Origin of the sequence: Salmonella sp. SAL04214, assembly GCF_046550615.1 — a bacterium.
GTDB lineage: Bacteria > Pseudomonadota > Gammaproteobacteria > Enterobacterales > Enterobacteriaceae > Salmonella > Salmonella enterica.
The window spans coordinates 119530-137613 of the sequence record NZ_JBGDXT010000007.1 but is presented as its reverse complement, the minus strand read 5'-3'; the positions used below and the strand labels follow the sequence as shown (position 1 = coordinate 137613).

At 53.1% G+C, this 18084-nt stretch carries 12 protein-coding genes; 3 read left to right on the top strand and 9 right to left on the bottom strand.

Annotation, left to right across the window (positions count from 1 at the left end):
* Positions 1–30: 30 nt before the first annotated feature.
* The 3 genes from ACLJQD_RS13765 to ACLJQD_RS13755 all read right to left on the bottom strand — a co-directional run bounded on the left by ACLJQD_RS13765 (position 31) and on the right by ACLJQD_RS13755 (position 3349).
* Positions 31–576: a hypothetical protein gene (locus tag ACLJQD_RS13765; protein WP_017441604.1), complete on the bottom strand. Its 546-nt coding sequence runs from the start codon at positions 574–576 to the stop codon at positions 31–33.
* Between the two features lie 9 nt (positions 577–585).
* Positions 586–2082 (bottom strand): PstS family phosphate ABC transporter substrate-binding protein, encoded by a 1497-nt coding sequence (locus tag ACLJQD_RS13760; protein WP_017441605.1) that lies wholly within the window; start codon positions 2080–2082, stop codon positions 586–588.
* A gap of 157 nt (positions 2083–2239) precedes the next feature.
* On the bottom strand, positions 2240–3349 hold the full coding sequence (locus tag ACLJQD_RS13755) for a glycerol dehydrogenase (RefSeq protein WP_000258842.1): 1110 nt from the start codon (positions 3347–3349) through the stop codon (positions 2240–2242).
* A 337-nt stretch (positions 3350–3686) separates the two neighbouring features.
* Here ACLJQD_RS13755 and ACLJQD_RS13750 point away from each other — a divergent pair, with 337 nt between their 5' ends.
* From ACLJQD_RS13750 to ACLJQD_RS13740, 3 genes are read left to right on the top strand one after another with little or no spacing between them, the layout of a single operon-like run.
* Positions 3687–5021, top strand: a complete 1335-nt coding sequence (locus ACLJQD_RS13750; protein ID WP_001518078.1) for an MFS transporter — start codon at positions 3687–3689, stop codon at positions 5019–5021.
* Positions 5018–6733, top strand: a complete 1716-nt coding sequence (gene ilvD / locus ACLJQD_RS13745; protein ID WP_000078494.1) for a dihydroxy-acid dehydratase — start codon at positions 5018–5020, stop codon at positions 6731–6733. The genes ACLJQD_RS13750 and ilvD overlap by 4 nt, the downstream gene beginning before the upstream one ends.
* A 43-nt stretch (positions 6734–6776) precedes the next feature.
* Positions 6777–7682 (top strand): dihydrodipicolinate synthase family protein, encoded by a 906-nt coding sequence (locus tag ACLJQD_RS13740; RefSeq protein WP_017441606.1) that lies wholly within the window; start codon positions 6777–6779, stop codon positions 7680–7682.
* Between the two features lie 43 nt (positions 7683–7725).
* On the opposite strand, the gene ACLJQD_RS13735 is transcribed toward ACLJQD_RS13740, so the two are convergent.
* From ACLJQD_RS13735 to glgB, 6 genes are all read right to left on the bottom strand, one after another.
* Entirely contained in the window at positions 7726–8481 is a 756-nt protein-coding gene (locus tag ACLJQD_RS13735) for an IclR family transcriptional regulator (RefSeq protein WP_000724553.1), read from the bottom strand.
* A 177-nt stretch (positions 8482–8658) separates the two neighbouring features.
* A complete protein-coding gene (gene glgP / locus ACLJQD_RS13730) occupies positions 8659–11106 on the bottom strand; it encodes a glycogen phosphorylase (RefSeq protein ID WP_000993424.1) in 2448 nt (815 codons plus the stop codon).
* Between the two features lie 19 nt (positions 11107–11125).
* Complete coding sequence (gene glgA / locus ACLJQD_RS13725) at positions 11126–12559, bottom strand: glycogen synthase GlgA (protein ID WP_001197669.1); 1434 nt, start codon at positions 12557–12559, stop codon at positions 11126–11128.
* On the bottom strand, positions 12559–13854 hold the full coding sequence (gene glgC / locus ACLJQD_RS13720; protein WP_000253994.1) for a glucose-1-phosphate adenylyltransferase: 1296 nt from the start codon (positions 13852–13854) through the stop codon (positions 12559–12561). Before glgC ends, glgA begins: the two co-directional genes overlap by 1 nt.
* A gap of 14 nt (positions 13855–13868) precedes the next feature.
* A complete protein-coding gene (glgX, locus tag ACLJQD_RS13715; RefSeq protein WP_017441607.1) occupies positions 13869–15845 on the bottom strand; it encodes a glycogen debranching protein GlgX in 1977 nt (658 codons plus the stop codon).
* Positions 15842–18028, bottom strand: coding sequence for a 1,4-alpha-glucan branching enzyme (glgB, locus tag ACLJQD_RS13710; RefSeq protein WP_000098548.1), 2187 nt, complete (start codon positions 18026–18028; stop codon positions 15842–15844). The genes glgX and glgB overlap by 4 nt, the downstream gene beginning before the upstream one ends.
* Positions 18029–18084: the final 56 nt, after the last annotated feature.

Sequence of the window (18084 nt, the reverse complement as noted above, 5' to 3'; positions counted from 1 at the left end):
TTATACCGCCCTTTTCGCCACATACCGCATTCACTCGCCGGGTTTTGTACAGCCGGGCATATGATTAGTGATACGGTAGCGATCGACACTTATTTGGGTAATAAAGAAGGGTTTTGCCCGCGCTTCGCTATTCCAGAGAGTTTTCCCCGTTTTACACCAGCTTTTATGAGAAAAGTTGACATAATGAACCACGCTCTCCTCCCCCAGCACGCTTTCAAAATGCGCGCGTTTATCACCGTCGGCCACGCTAAAGTCAGCATAAAAAAGATTGCTGTCCAGGTTAAACGTCATCTCTATTTCACTGGCGGACGATGGAAAGAACACAGGCAGCCAGGTCCAGATACCGGACTGCTCGGGTATGGCGGCATAATCAGGAAAATAGCTTACCTGGCGATCATCGCAGGCGGTCAGCACAGCGACGATGATTAATGCCGCGCCACACCGGAGAACCTGATTAATCAGCTCAGCAACAATATCTTTATGCCACGAAGTGGATTCACGCCGTGCAATACGAATACCAGCGCCGCTGATCGGGTCTACGCCAACCAGTTCCACATATAATTTAACATCTTCCATTTAGTCCCTTTATTTCGCGGCCGGATACAGCGGCACATATCCCACATCCTGCACCAACTGCTGCCCCTGCGGGCTTAGAAACCAGTCCACCAGCTTTTGTGTTTCCGCTGTGGGGTGTTCACGGGTAACCATATAAACATCAACCGTGTACGGGTAACTGCCGTTACGAATATTTTCAACCGTCGGCGCAACATCGTTTATCGCCAGTAATTTAATCTCTTTATTGCTGTGCATCTGCGTAGCGTAATAACGAAAGGTATAGCCAATGGCGTTGTGCGTATTGCGATACTCAGCCACGATATCCACCATTTCCCCCATCGCGGTTGCCACTGATGTTGTTTGCGCTGGCATCAGCTTTGTTTCTTTCATTACCTTCGCCAGCATCGCCGTTTGGCTGCCAGAGTTTTCCGGTCGCTGCCAGGGCTTAATGTCGATTGCCTCTCCGCCCACCTCATTCCAGTGGGTGATTCTTCCGCTAAAAATACCGCGAATTTGTACATCACTCAACGATGACACGGGATTGTTTTGGTTGACGATAAACACAAACGCTTCACGTGCAAAGGGGGTGTAAACCAGTTTTACGCCACTGGCCTCGGCCAATTGCTTTTGAGCAGTGGAAGGCTGGGCGACAAAAATAAGATCGGCATTACCGTTAAGGATATTTTGATAGGCTTCAATGGTTCCCTGGTTTTCAAGGTAGTCTTCAGGGCAGATATCATCTGGAAAGCGCGTAAGCGCATAAAAAGCCGAGGCGTATAACGGCAAGCCAGCCGTTGCGCCATCGAGCCGCGGCCAATTTTGGGTGAGCAAAAGTGTCGGTTCATCGCGCAGCCCGGTTAGCTTGTTGCCCCATGTGTGCGCCTGATAATCGCGGAAATAAAGATATTCACTGCTCTCGGGAGCGGGATACTTCACGGCATAAAGATGTGACTGGTATACGGCACAGCTCCCGAAAAACAGCAGGCAAATCACCAGCAGATTACGACAAGTGTAGCCCGCACCGCCGCGTAGCACTCCCCAACGCGCACCGCCATACCCTAATGCAAAACAGAGCTGCGAGCCAACCGGGATGAGCAACACTGCCCATACCCAGCCGTTGAAAAAGGATATTACGCTGGGTACTAACCAAAGCGTTTGCACCACCTGGGCGATGGGTTTACGCCCTATCGCGCGAATATTAAGATCGGTGAGAAACATCAGGATGACCCACCCCATCAGCACTACCAGAGCGGGCATAAGCAGGCAGCAATCACGCCATTCTGGATTTACCTCTGATGCATTTCCCTTTCCCCATATCCGGCCACAGAGAAAAATTAACCCTGCGCCCAGAAGCGCTACCGGGATAATGGTCGCCTTCTCAATAGATTGCGCGACGGGGATACTATTTTCAAGAACGCTAATGCACGCCCACATTCCCCCCACGATAATCGTAATAATGTTCACCAGCAGCGGCACGCCGATAAACGCCATTATGATTGACAAAAAAAGCCACTTAGCATTTTTCATTTTTCTATCCGCTAATCCCTGCGATAGCGGAAGTATAAACCCGGTAGTCCTGAGCACCCCCCATGCATTTTTCTGAAATCGCGACGTTAAAACATTCACGATAGCGGCAGACAGAAGTTGAAAGTTCCGGCTGCCGTTTTTTATTTACAGGCTCACATTAACCTGCAAGATCGATCTTTTTCCGCGCCTGCCCAACAGCATCGGCGGCCCGCAATGCCGCCTGCACAGCCTCCGGCGTAATGGTAAACGGCTCGTTGTGCATCGTTTCCCCTGTTTGACAAGACGCTCTGGCAACGGCCAGCAGTTCATCATCGCTAACGCCAGCCAGACCAATATCCGCCAGCGTGGTGGGCAAGCCTATATCTTCACAAAATTGATAAACCTCCTCGATAAGCTCAGGCGCTCTATCGGTGAGCATAAGCATTGCCAGCGTGCCAAACGCAACCTTTTCCCCATGCCAGTATTTGTGCGTGGCGGGCAGTACCGTCAGACCATTATGAATAGCGTGCGCCGCCGCCAGCCCACCGCTTTCAAAACCGAGCCCGGATAATAGCGTATTCGCTTCGATAACATGTTCGAGCGCCGGAGTAACCTGATGTTGTTCACAGGCAAGCTTCGCCAGGCGCCCATAGCGCATTAAGGTGGTGTAGCAAAAGCGCGCCAGCTCAAATGCGGTCATCGGTCCTGGCCTGGTGGTCATATTGCCTGCCCCTTTGATGCGGCAATCTTCCGCTTCAAACCAGGTTGCCAGCGCATCGCCTATCCCGGAAACCAAAAAGCGTACCGGCGCGGCAGCAATAATACTGCTGTCCACCAGCACAAGCGTCGGGTTACGTGGAATCATCAGGTAGCGTTTGAATTGCCCTTCTGGCGTATAGATAACAACCAGTGAACTGCACGGCGCATCCGTTGAGGCCAGAGTAGGAACCACGGCAATAGGCAGCCGCAGGCTGGCGCCGGTTGCTTTTGCCGTATCCAGGGTTTTCCCGCCCCCCATACCGACAATCACATCGGCGCCAATTTCCTGCGCGCGTGCGGAGATGCGAGCAATTTCCTCATCACTGCACTCGCTACTGAACACTTCGATATCAAATTCAATCACCCCGTGCAGTGCTGTTGCAACTGTATCCCGGTAGGTGTTGTGAACAACAGGATCCTGCAAAATCAGCGCCTTATGACCGAGTGCGGCCAATTCCTGCGGGAGATGCGTTGTCAATGCTCCTTTACCCTGAACATATCGTGACGGAAAGATCGCGGTAGTAACCATTGTTTCTCCTTAAAAAGCATTAAAGTTCAATATACAGAACACAAATTCCACATAAAGAATTTAATGCTGTTTACTCTGAACGCACAATGACCAGGTGAGAGCATCATCTTATCCTGTGAGGCAGCGCACAATTTTGGCTATGTATTAGACCGATGAGCAGTTTCCATTGGGTTATCCGCTCTTTCTCACCTTATCTCCGTTCATTTTTGAAGCAAATCACAAAATATAACCTTCCTTAGAGTATGGAATTGACGCTGTATGAATACGTCGGCATAGTGTCAATATACAGAACAGTAGTTCCATATACAGAACACATTTTTGATACTAAAGGGATGCAATGATGAGCATTGAAATAGAGAAACCGACCACACGAGGGCGCTGGCTGCATATTATTCCAGCCACGATCCTCGTTTATATCGTGGCCTATATGGACAGGACCAATATCGCCATTGGGATCGCAGGCGGCATGGATGAAGATTTAGGCATGACGGCTTCTTTTGCCGGTCTGGTCGCCGGGATCTTCTTTATTGGTTATATCTTCCTGCAAATTCCCGGCGGTCAGATAGCCGAGCGGCTAAGCGCCAAAAAGTTAATTGCCTGGACAATCGTCGCCTGGGGTGGCTTTGCCCTGCTGACCGGTTTTGTTCAGACACCGACGCAGTTGTTGATTATCCGCTTTGTGCTCGGCGTGGCGGAAGGTGCTGTGTATCCCGCCATTCTGGCGCTGATTGGCCACTGGTTCCCAAATGAGGAGCGCGCCAGGGCTATCGCCTATTTCCAGATGAACCTGGCCGTCGCTTCTATTATTACCGGGCCGCTTTCCGGCTGGCTTATTGAAACCTACGGCTGGCGAGAGATGTTTATCATCGAAGGCTTGCTCTCTCTGGGACTGCTCTTTGTCTGGCTACCTTTGGTTTCCGATCACCCGCATCAGGCAAAGTGGCTGGATCCGAAAGAGCGCGCCTGGATCGAACAAAAATTGCTGGCCGATCGCGCGTTGAGTATTGGCGGAGAGCAAAGCAGCATTCGCGGCGTATTAAAAAGCATCAACCTGTGGAAGCTTGTCGGTATCTATTTCTTCGTACAGGTCGGCTTCTATGGCTTCGCGCTATGGATGCCAAATCTGATTAAACACCTGACCGGCAGCGGCATGACCATCGTTGGGGTACTCACTGCGGCGCCTTACGTTCTGTGCATCATCGGTCAGTATTACATCGCCAAATGGTGTGATAAGACGATGAATCGCCGCCTTTACACGGCTATTCCTCTGCTGGGTTTCGCGGTCTGCCTCGCCCTCTCCTTATTACTGAAAGATAACGTCTGGCTCGCCTACGGCATGATGGTTATTTGCGGGTTCTTCCTGCAAGCCTATGCCGGTCCATTCTGGACGCTGCCGCCATTACTCTTCGCCCCCAACGTTCTGGGCGGCGTGCGCGGCACGATCAACGCCCTGGGCAACATTGGCGGCTTTATCGGTCCGTACCTCGTCGGGCTGTTAACGGTGACGTTCTCGCAAACAGCAGGAATGACCGTACTGGTTGCCGCCCTGCTTATCGCCGTTGGACTGCTTTTCAGCTTACCTTCTGTTACCGCTCGTCCTGCAGGTAGCAGTAACACACCTAACACCTCGACGCCGGGTGCGTCACTTAAACAGGAAGGAATCGCCAAATGAGCCAAAAATGTCAACATGCTCGCGACCTGTGGTCGCAGCTCGACGCCCTGCGTCTTGGAATGAATTACAGCAAAGAAGATGTCAATAAACTGCAGGTCCTGGTGGATGATTGCTATGGCGAAAGTCATCCGGGCAGTTTCCATCTTAACCAACTGGGCGATGAAGCCGTGCTGGGTGTTCATGAAAGCGGCGGTCGCGCCGTCCGTCACCATGTGACGGATATCTGCGACGGCTGGGGTCAGGGCCACGATGGGATGAATTACATTCTGGCATCTCGAGAAGCTATTGCCAACATGGTCGAAATTCATGCCTCAGTGGTGCCTTATGATGCCGGTATTCTGATCTCAAGCTGCGATAAATCTATCCCGGCGCATCTGATTGCCGCCGCACGCCTGAACCTGCCGCTGCTGCATATTCCCGGCGGTTCTATGCGTCCGGCACCGAATATGAGTACTTCTGACCTCGGCGGGATCACTGCTAAGTTGAAGAAAGGCGAAATCGGCATTCAGCAAGTGGAAGCCATGCAGCAATGCGGTTGCCCCACCGCCGGAGCCTGCCAGTTTATGGGAACGGCCAGTACCATGCAGTGCATGTCAGAGGCCTTGGGGCTGGCCCTGCCAGGCAGCGCTTTGCTGCCATCGACCCTGGCGGAAATTCGCCGCGTTGCCAGAACTGCAGGCCACCAGGCGCTATATCTGGCGGAGAAAAATATCACCACCCATAAGATCCTGACTCCTGCGGCGTTTGAAAATGCTATCAAAGTCCATGCTGCTATTGGTGGCAGCACCAATGCGATGATCCACCTTCCGGCCATCGCTCATGAACTTGGATGGGAGCTGAAGCCCGAACTGTTTGATCGGATCAATAACGAAATCCCTTATCTGACCAATATTCAGCCCAGCGGTGAATACGTTACCGAAATGATGTGGTTCGCTGGCGGCGTGCCAATGGTGCAATGGTATCTGCGCGATTATCTGGATCTTGATGTGCTTACCGTGACTGGCCGTACGCTCGGCGACAACCTGGAAATGCTCCATCAATCCGGCTTCTTTACCCGCAACCACGGTTACCTCAACAATTACAAAGTCAGTCCGGAGGAGGTGATCCGTAAACCAGAAAATGCCACCAAAAAAGGGTCGATTGCGGTACTGAAAGGCAACATCGCGCCTGAAGGAGCGGTCATTAAATACGCGGCCTGTGCGCCGGATATGCACCACCATACCGGTCCTGCTCGGGTCTTTAACTCCGAAGAAGACGCTCAGCAGGCCATCATCCATAACCATATCGAACCCGGCGACGTCATTTTCATTCGCTACGAAGGCGCAAAAGGCTCTGGCGCACCGGAAATGCTGATGACCACCGATGCCATCGTGTATGACAAACGCCTCGACGGAAAAGTCGCATTGATTACCGACGGTCGTTTCTCTGGAGCGACCAGCGGGCCATGTGTCGGACACGTCTCGCCAGAAGCCGCTGATGGCGGGCCGATTGCCCTGGTGGAAGATGGTGATTTAATCGAAATGGATGTGAAAGGCCGCAAGCTCAATATTGTAGGGATCGACGGGATGCCTAAAACAGAAGAGGAAATACGCCGCTGTCTTGAAGAGCGTCGAGCAAGCTGGAAGAAACCTGATTATTCAAACCGTCGCGGCGTCTTTAAACAGTTCACCGCTAATGCAACATCATTAATGGCCGGAGCCTGGCTTAAATAATATCCCTGGCGGGCTACGGCTCGCCTGTTTTAAGGATCAATACATGACTCAGATTACGAAATTTCACGGCGTATTTCCGCCAGTTCCGACCATTGTTAATGCGCAGGGAGAGTTAGATAAAGTCGGCATGGCAACCTTGCTGGATCATCTTATTGCAAGCAAGGTCAATGGCGTATTACTGCTGGGCAGCGGGGGGGAATTTTGCCATATGACCAATGCGCTGCGTCTGGAAACCGCAGAGTTTTGCGTCCGTCATATTAACCGCCGTATTCCAGTACTATTAGGTATTAGCAGCACCAGCACGCAGGAAGTGATTGAGTATGGTCAACATGCCGACCGACTCGAAGTCGATGCCGTGCTGGTACTCAATCCCTACTATGCCAGATTGACCGATGAGTATATTTATCATCATTTCAAAACCGTGGCTAATAACATAAAAAGCCCGGTCATTCTCTACAACTTTCCAGCATTAACGGGACAGGACCTTAGCGTTGATTTAATTACCCGGCTGGCGCAGGATCACCCCAATATTATCGGCATTAAGGATACCGTTGATAATATCAGCCATATTCGTGAAATCATCAATAATGTCAGGCCAGTGCGTCCGGACTTCGTTATTTTCTCCGGCTATGATGAATATATGATGGATACGCTTATCTTAGGCGGCAACGGCGGGATCCCAGCGACAGCAAACTTTGCGCCGCAGCTAACCTGCGGGATCTACCGCGCGTGGTGTGAAAAAGAGTATGAGACAATGTTCGGATTACAGCGCCGGCTGTCCGCGCTTTCCACTATTTACAGCCTGGATTCACCTTTCTTCGGGATAATCAAAAAGGCAATTCAGCTTAGCGGAGTCGATATTTCAACTCATGTAATGCCCCCCGTTTTTCCGGCAAATGAAGAACATATTTCGAATTTGAAGCAGATCTTACAGCGTGCGGGACTTTAAGCGATGACGAAAGCGGGCTTCTTGCCCGCTATGTCTTTTTATTTCAGCACATCAGACGCGTCAGGCTACGGCTGGCATCCATCATCAGCGTAGCAAGCGACTCGCGTTTATCATCGGGGATCTGGAACGTAACGCCGGATACGCTCAGGGCGGCGATCACTTTCCCCTGCGTATTGAATACCGGCACCGCAATGCAGCGCACGCCAAGGGAGTCTTCTTCGTTATCATAACCCCAGCCGCGACGGCGAATTCCTGCTAACTCCTGCTTAAGGATATTCACATCCGTGATCGTCGTATCCGTAAAACGCGTTAATATCTGATCTGGAGGCAGCAACTCCTCCAGCTCTTCCCCGCTAAGCCATGCAATCAGCACCTTTCCCAGCCCTGAGCTATGTAATGAGAGGCGCTTGCCCTCCCAGCTTCGAATCACAATAGCCTGTGGGCTTTCGACTTTCAGAAGGTAAATAGGGGCATCGCCCTCCAGAACGCCAAGATGGCAGGTCAGGCCGGTGTTATCGCGAATCTCTTCAAGAATCGGTAACGCGATTTTTTTAATGTCATACTGTTCCGCCGCTTTATTACCTAATTCATACAGGCGTAGCCCCAGATAATACTTGTCTTTTTCCTGGCGTAATAACCCATGCTCCACCATGCCGTTGAGCAAAGATGAGGTACTGCTTTTCGCAATCCCTGAATTTTGATGGATCTGGGTAAACGTTGCGCCATCGCACTCCAGAAGGTAAGCAAATACGCGCATAATTTTATCGAGAGCCGGAATAGATGTCGTAATCTTTTTCATATTATTATCAATTAATTATGGATTTTTCTGCTAATACTATACACCAGTACTCAACCCTTTTTCCATGACAGAGACCAAGTGCCGCTAACAGATTCAGCAGACGAATATCGGCATACCCCCCGAATATACCACGATAAAAAACGGGGCCGTTTGGCCCCGTTCTCAAGCGTTAAACCGCTACAACCGCACCGGATCAATATGCCAGATATTTTCGGCATACTCTTTGATGGTTCTGTCCGATGAGAAGTAGCCCATATTGGCAATGTTGAGCATCGCTTTCGTCGTCCACTCTTCCGGGCGACGATACAACTCATCCACCTTATCCTGGCAGTCCACGTAGCTGCGGTAGTCCGCCAGCACCTGATAGTGATCGCCAAAGTTAATCAGCGAATCTACCAGATCGCGGTAACGACCTGGCTCTTCCGGATTAAAGACGCCGCTACCAATCTGCGTCAGTACCTGATGTAGCTCTTCATCTTTTTCATAATAGTCGCGAGGCTTATAACCCTGCCTGCGCAACGCTTCCACCTCTTCGGCAGTATTACCGAAGATAAAGATATTCTCCTCGCCGACATGCTCCTGCATCTCTACGTTCGCACCATCCAGCGTACCAATGGTGAGCGCGCCGTTCAGGGCAAATTTCATATTACTGGTGCCGGAAGCTTCTGTCCCTGCCAGCGAAATCTGCTCAGACAGGTCGGCAGCGGGAATGATTACCTGCGCCAGGCTGACGCTGTAGTTCGGGATAAACACTACTTTCAGCTTGTCGCCAATCTGCGGATCGTTGTTAATCACTTTCGCCACGTCGTTGATCAGATGAATAATGTGTTTTGCCATGTAATAGGCGGAAGCCGCCTTACCGGCAAAAATATTCACCCGCGGCACCCAGTCAGCCTCCGGATTTTCTTTAATGCGGTTATAGCGGGTAATGACATGCAGTACGTTCATCAACTGCCGCTTGTATTCGTGAATACGCTTAATCTGCACGTCAAATAACGCTTTAGGGTTCACCACCACATTCAGTTGTTGCGCTATCACTACCGCCAGCCGTTTTTTATTTTCCAGCTTCGCCTGACGCACCGCATGATTGACCAGCGGATAATCACAATGCTGCTTCAGCTCGCTGAGCTGACTAAGATCGGTACGCCAGGTACGACCAATATTCTCATCCAGCACGTCAGACAGCGGCGGGTTTGCCAACGCCAGCCAGCGGCGCGGCGTAACGCCGTTAGTGACGTTACAAAAACGGGTCGGAAAAATCTTCGCAAAATCCGCGAACAGCGACTGCACCATCAGGTTGGAATGGAGTTCAGAAACGCCGTTGACTTTATGGCTGACCACCACCGCCAGCCAGGCCATCCGTACCCGGCGGCCGTTCGACTCATCAATAATCGACGCGCGTCCAAGCAGGCTGGTATCGTTGGGATATTGCTCCTGCAACGTTTTCAGGAAATAGTCGTTAATCTCGAAGATAATCTGCAGGTGACGGGGCAGAATTTTCCCCAGCATATCGACAGGCCAGGTCTCCAGCGCCTCGCTCATCAACGTATGGTTGGTATAAGAGAAGACCTGACAGCACACCTCAAACGCGTCATCCCAGCTAAATTTATGTTCATCAATCAGCAGGCGCATCAGCTCCGGAATTGACAGCACCGGATGCGTATCATTGAGGTGAATGGCGATTTTATCCGCCAGATTCTCATAGGTTTTATGCAGTTGATAATGACGGTGCAGGATATCCTGCACTGTCGCCGAGACCAGAAAATACTCCTGGCGCAGGCGTAGCTCTCGTCCGGAATAGGTGGAATCGTCCGGGTAGAGCACCCGTGAAACGTTCTCAGAGTGGTTTTTATCTTCCACCGCCGCAAAGTAGTCGCCCTGGTTGAATTTACCGAGGTTGATTTCACTACTGGCCTGCGCATTCCACAGCCGCAGTGTGTTAGTGGCGTCGGTGTCGTAACCGGGGATGATCTGATCATACGCGACGGCCAGAATCTCTTCCGTCTCAATCCAGCGCGCTTTTTTACCTTCCTGCTGAATGCGCCCGCCAAAAAGCACTTTATAGCGCGTATTGTGGCGCTTGAACTCCCACGGGTTGCCATATTCCAGCCAGTAATCCGGAGATTCTTTTTGCCGCCCGTCGACAATATTCTGCTTAAACATGCCGTAATCGTAGCGAATGCCATACCCGCGCCCCGGTAATCCTAGCGTCGCCAGCGAGTCCAGGAAGCAAGCCGCCAGCCGTCCTAAGCCGCCGTTGCCAAGCCCTGGGTCATTCTCTTCATCGATCAGCTCTTCGAGATCTAAGCCCATGGCCTCCAGCGCGCCTTTAACGTCATCATAAATGCCCAGCGAGAGCAGCGCGTTAGAGAGGGTACGACCAATCAAAAACTCCATCGACAGGTAATAAACCTGCCGGGTTTCCTGCGATAATTGGGCTCGATTAGAACGCAGCCAGCGCTCCACCAGACGATCGCGCACCGCGAACAACGTGGCGTTCAGCCATTCGTGTTTATTGGCAATGACCGGGTCTTTACCAATCGTAAACATCAGCTTATAGGCAATAGAATGCTTAAGCGCTTCAACGCTGAGTGTGGGCGATGCATAAGTAAACGGAGCATTCATATAAATGATTCCTGGATGACTATTTCAAGCGATAGTACAGCTCGCGGTATGATTTCGCGGCAACTTGCCAGCTAAAATCCATCGCCATCGCCTGCCGTTGTACAAACCGCCAAAGCGAAGGCCGTGACCACAACACAAAAGCACGCCGAATCGCGCGTAGCAACGACCAGGCGTTACTGTCTTCGAAGACAAAACCGCTGGCGATACCGTCCGCCAGATTTTCCAGCGAACTGTCGGAGACCGTATCGGCCAACCCCCCGGTACGCCGCACCAGAGGCAGCGTGCCATACTTTAAGCCATATAACTGCGTTAAGCCGCACGGTTCGAAACGACTGGGCACCAGAATGACGTCCGCGCCGCCCATAATGCGATGCGAGAAAGCTTCGTGATAGCCGATCTGTACGCCAACCTGCCCTGGGTGTTCCGCCGCCGCCGCGAGGAACCCTTCCTGAAGCACCGGATCGCCCGCGCCGAGTAGAGCCAACTGCCCGCCTTGCTCCAGCAGCCCCGGTAACGCCTCCAGCACCAGATCCAGACCTTTCTGGTTGGTCAGACGGCTTACCACGGCGAACAGCGGCACTTTGTCGTTAACCTTCAACCCCATCGCAATTTGTAGCTGACGTTTGTTTTCCGCCTTCTCTTCCAGGGTATCGCGCGTGTAGCGCGACGCCAGCAGCAGATCGGATTCCGGGTTCCAGATCTTCTCATCCACGCCGTTCAGTATGCCGGACAAGCGCCCTTCCAGATGACGCTGGCGCAGCAGGCCTTCCATACCATAAGCAAACTGCGGTTCAGTAATTTCACGCGCATAGGTCGGGCTCACCGCCGTTATATGGTCGGCATAGTACAAACCGGCCTTCAAAAAGGAGAGTTGTCCGTTGAACTCCAGCCCATGCATATTAAAGAATGACCACGGCAGTTCGATGTCATCCATATGCTTTGCATAAAACATGCCTTGATAGGCCAGGTTGTGTACGGTAAAGACCGATTTCGCCGGCCGCCCGCGCGCCGCCAGATAGGCGGGCGCCAGCCCGGCGTGCCAGTCATGGGCGTGCACCACGTCGGGGCGCCAGAATGGATCAAGTCCGCAGGCCATTTCACAACCGACCCACCCTAACAGGGCAAAGCGCAGCACGTTATCGGTATAGGCATATAAATTCGTATCGTGATAGGGACTGCCTGGACGCTCGTACAGATGCGGCGCGTCGATCAGATAAATGCCCACGCCGTTATAATGCCCGAACAGCAGCGATATCTTACCTGCGAAAGTATCGCGGCGGCTCACCACATGCGCATCGGGTATCCCCCGACGGATATCGGGAAACCCTGGAAGCAGAACGCGAACATCAACACCATCCGCAATTTGTGCCGCAGGCAACGCGCCTATCACATCCGCCAGCCCCCCAGTCTTCAGCAGGGGGAACATCTCTGAACATACATGTAAAACCTGCATTATCGCTCCTGTTTGACCTGCAGTTTGCGCAGCATTTCACGCGTGACCAGTACAATACCTTCTTCTGAACGGTAGAAACGACGAGCGTCCTCTTCCGCATTTTCACCAATCACCATGCCTTCCGGGATAATACAGGCACGGTCAATAACACAGCGACGTAAACGGCAGGAGCGTCCTACCCAAACCTCAGGTAACAACACTGCCGAATCAATATTACAAAAAGAATTTATTCTCACCCGGGGGAAGAGCACAGATTGCACCACCACCGAACCGGAGATAATGCAGCCGCCGGAGACCAGCGAGTTCAGCGTCATACCGTGGCTACCTGAGCGGTCCTGCACGAATTTCGCAGGCGGTAGCGATTCCATATGCGTACGGATAGGCCAGTTCTGGTCATACATATCCAGCTCCGGCGTCACCGAGGCTAAATCCAGGTTCGCCTTCCAGTAAGCTTCCAGCGTACCTACATCGCGCCAGTACGGTTCGGCTTGTGGATCGGACTGCACGCAGGAGAGCGGGAAAGGATGCGCGTAAGCCATACCTTCGCGGGTGATTTTGGGGATAATGTCTTTACCGAAATCGTGGCTGGAAGCGTCATCTTTATCGTCTGCCGCCAGCAATTCATACAGGTAATCGGCGTCAAAAACGTAAATGCCCATACTGGCCAGCGCTTTGCTGGCGTCACCAGGCATTGCGGGGGGATTCGCCGGTTTTTCGACAAAATCAATAATCTTGTCGCTTTCATCGACCGCCATCACGCCGAACGCCGTCGCTTCTTTGATCGGCACCGGCATACAGGCCACCGTGCAACGCGCGCCCTTTTCAACGTGATCGATCAACATACGCGAGTAGTCCTGCTTGTAGATATGATCGCCTGCCAGGATGACGACATATTCCGCTTTATAGCGACGAATAATATCCAGGTTCTGGGTCACCGCGTCTGCCGTGCCGCGATACCAGTTTTCGCCCTTCATACGCTGTTGAGCTGGCAGCAGATCGACAAATTCGTTCATCTCTTCGCTAAACAGTGACCAGCCGCGCTGAATATGCTGCACCAGCGTATGGGACTGATACTGAGTGATCACGCCGATACGGCGAATCCCGGAGTTCAGACAATTAGATAAGGCGAAATCGATGATGCGGAACTTCCCACCAAAGTGGACGGCTGGTTTGGCGCGTTTGTTCGTTAAATCTTTTAGACGCGTGCCGCGGCCGCCGGCCAGGATTAGGGCAACAGATTTCAATGGCAGCTGGCGCGCCAACATTACACGATCGTTCTTCTCTAAACTCACCATGATTAACTCCTTTTTTATCCTCTCTGGAACACACACAGTCCATGCGCAGGTCCCTGCCAGACCGCCGTTATCACCGGATTATCCTCTCCAGCGAATGGGGGAACGGCGCGCCATTCCCCTTCGGGTAAAACTATATCTGTCACCTCAAGCGTGGCATTTATCGCAATCAGAAAACGGTCCGACAACAGAATTTGCATCAGCTTAGGCCCGTTTTGCCACTCATCCGCACTCAAGGGTTGCGCGTTTTTATTTAGCCAACGCACGTTGCCATCGCCTTCTTCCCACCAGCTATTGCCGGTTAAAGCCGGTATCTGCTGACGCAAACGAATCAGCGCGGCGGTAAACGTGGTTAACCCACGATTTGCCTGCTGCCAGTCCAGCCAGGTTAAGGCATTATCCTGACAGTAGGCGTTATTGTTGCCGTGCTGGCTATGGCCGTGTTCATCGCCTGCCAGCAGCATCGGCGTTCCCTGAGAGAGCAGTAGCGTCGCCAGCAGGGCATGAATGCTGTCGCGCCGCCGCTCCATTAAATCAAGCGGACCGCCTAATCCTTCTTTACCATGATTGTCGCTGTAATTGCTGTTGGTGCCGTCGCGATTTTCCTCACCGTTCGCCTCATTGTGTTTCTGATTGAAACAGACGCAGTCCCGGAGCGTAAAACCGTCATGCGCCGTGAGCAGATTGACAGAGGCGCCGGGCGCGCGGCCATTGCGTTTAAACACATCGCTGGAAGCGGCGAAACGACAGGCAAACTCCCCGGTCGTCAGGTTACGCGGCAACCAGAATCGGCGGGCCGCATCGCGAAAATGATCGTTCCACTCGGCAAACGGTGGCGGAAAATTCCCGACCTGATAGCCGCCCTCGCCAATATCCCACGGTTCAGCAATCAGCTTGACCGTTGATAACACAGGACACGCTTTAATCGCGGCGAACAGCGGCGCATCCTGGCGAAACGTCGGCGTGCGCCCCATGACGGACGCCAAATCAAAACGAAAACCATCGACATGACAGGTTTCCACCCAATAGCGCAAACACTCGCACGCGTATTCCACCACGCCGGGATGGCTTAAATTGAGCGTGTTGCCGCACCCCGTCCAGTTGTGATAATCGCCATCGTCCCTTATCCAATAATAGCTACGGTTATCAATTCCGCGCAGGGAGAAGGTTGGACCGTCCAGATCCAGCTCGGCGCTATGGTTTAATACGATGTCCAGAATGACCTCAATCCCCGCGCGATGCAGCGCTTTCACCGCATCGCGAAACTCGTCCAGCGCCGTCTCGGGCGAACTGGCCCAGGCGGGATGCAGCGCGAACATCGCCATCGGGTTGTAACCCCAATAATTGGTCAGCCCCATACGTTGCAGGCGCGGCTCGCTGGCAAACTGCGCCACCGGCAACAGTTCCAGCGCCGTAATGCCAAGCTGTTTGAAGTACGCCACCATGACCGGATGACCGAGCGCTTTATAGGTGCCGCGTATCTCCTGGGGGAGTTCCGGATGCAGGTAGGTAAGCCCTTTGACATGCGCTTCATAGATGACCGTTTTTCCCCACGGCGTGCGCGGCGCGGCGTCATCTTCCCAGTCATAATGGTCGCTGATTATCACGCTTTTCGGCGCCACCGCCGCGTTATCGCGGTAGTCCGGTTCATCGTGTCCGCCGTGCAACAGCGGATGATCTTTTAGTTCGCCCTCGACCCGGCGCGCATAAGGGTCAAGCAGTAACTTCGCCGGATTAAACCGATGCCCCTGCGCTGGCTGCCACGGGCCATGTACGCGATAGCCATAGCGCAAACCTGGCCTGGCGCCTGCCAGATAACCATGCCAGACATCGCCGCGACGTCCTGGCAGGTCATAGCGACGCTCATTCCCTCGGGAATCAAAAACGCACAGCTCTACGCGCTCCGCATGAGCGGAAAAGAGCGTGAAATTCACGCCATGACCGTCATACGTTGCGCCATGCGGCGTTGCTTCGCCGATCGCAAGCTGCGTCATTCCCCCTCCCGCATCAGCCAGATCGTCGCCAACGGCGGTAACGTCAGGTTAAGAGAGTGCTGACGGCCATGGCTTTCGATCTCATCGCTGTGCACCACGCCGCCGTTGCCGGTGTTGCTACCGTGATAATGCATCGAATCAGTATTGAGAATTTCACGCCAGCGTCCCGGCTGGTTGATGCCAAAGCGGTAGTCGTGGCGAGGAACGGGCGTAAAGTTGCTGGCGACGATGATCTCGTTACCGGCTTTATCACGGCGTACAAAAATCAGTACCGAGCGTTCATTGTCATCGACCACCAACCACTCAAAGCCGTAAGCATCGAAATCCAGCTCATGCAACGCTTTATGGTGGCGATAGGTGTGGTTGAGATCGCGTACCAGACGCTGAACCCCGTGGTGCCAGTTATCGCCCCCCTCCAGCAGGTGCCAGTCGAGGCTGGCGTCATGGTTCCACTCGCGTCCCTGGGCAAACTCATTCCCCATAAACAGCAGTTTCTTGCCGGGAAAGGCCCACATCCAGCCATAGTAGGCGCGCAGGTTGGCGAATTTTTGCCACGCATCGCCCGGCATACGATCGAGAATGGATTTCTTGCCGTGAACCACCTCATCGTGCGACAGCGGCAGAACAAAGTTTTCGGTATGGTTGTACAACATACCAAAGGTCAGCTTGTCGTGATGATACTGGCGGTACACCGGGTCCAGCTTCATGTAGTCCAGCGTGTCGTGCATCCAGCCCAGATTCCACTTGTACCAGAACCCCAGGCCGCCCGTTTCCGGTGGACGCGTCACGCCAGCGAAGTCTGTCGACTCTTCCGCCATGCTGACCGCGCCGGGCACCTGCTCGCCAATAATGCGGTTGGTATTACGCAGAAACTCAATGGCTTCCAGGTTTTCACGACCGCCGAACTCGTTCGGTATCCACTCGCCCTCTTTGCGGCTGTAGTCGCGGTAGATCATAGAGGCCACCGCATCGACACGCAGCGCATCAATCCCAAAACGCTCCATCCAGTACAGGGCGTTGCCCACCAGATAATTACTGACTTCACGACGACCATAGTTGTAGATCAGCGTATTCCAGTCCTGGTGATAGCCCTCGCGCGGGTCGCTGTGCTCATAGAGGTGGGTGCCGTCAAACTCCGCGAGGCTAAATTCATCGGACGGGAAATGGCCCGGCACCCAGTCGAGAATGACGTTAAGGCCCGCCGCATGGGCCGCATTGATGAAATAGCGGAAGTCGTCCCGCGTACCAAAGCGGCGGGTCGGCGCGTAGAGGCCGGTCGGCTGGTAGCCCCAACTGCCGTCAAACGGATGTTCGTTGACCGGCAAGAGTTCAAGGTGCGTAAAGCCCATCCATTTGGCGTAAGGCACAAGCTGATCCGCCAGCTCACGATAGCTCAGCCAGAAATTGTTATCCGTATGGCGGCGCCATGAACCTAAATGCACCTCATAAATCGAGATCGGCGCATCAAACTGATTGGCTTTTTGTCGTTCTTCGCTTGGCGTCACTTTCTCCGGCAGTCCGCAAATCATCGACGCCGTTTCCGGACGCATCTGCGCCTCAAAAGCATAGGGATCGGCTTTAATGCGCAGATTACCGTTCGCATCAAGCAGCTCGAATTTATACAGTTGTCCATTATGCGCGCCGGGGATAAACAGCTCCCAAATACCGCTCTCTTTGCGCAGACGCATCGGGTGGCGACGCCCATCCCAATAGTTGAATTGCCCGACAACCGAAACGCGACGAGCATTAGGCGCCCAGACGGAGAAACGGGTGCCGGTGACGCCATCCATCGTATCGGCGTGCGCGCCCAGCGTTTCATAAGGACGCAGGTGGGTGCCTTCCGACAATAGCCAGGCATCCATTTCCTGTATTAATGGACCAAAACGGTAAGGATCGTCGATGAGGTTCTGCTGTCCGTGCCAGGTCACGGCGAGCTGATAGCGAAAGAAATTTTTACGTCGGGGTAAAACGCCGCAGAAAAAACCGCGAGCGTCGAGACATTCCAGTTTGCCGACTTTACGTCCGGTTTTGGGTTCAATCACCCATACGTCGGTGGCGTCAGGTAATAGGGCGCGGACTTCTAGTCCGGCTTGGGTCTGGTGCATTCCGAGTACGGAAAAAGGGTCCGCAAAATGTCCTGCAATTAGCGCATTAATCACGTCTCTATCGATACGACTGGACATGGTTTGTCATCCTGTTTTGTGGCGTCACTCCATCTCACTGAATTCAACATCAGGTA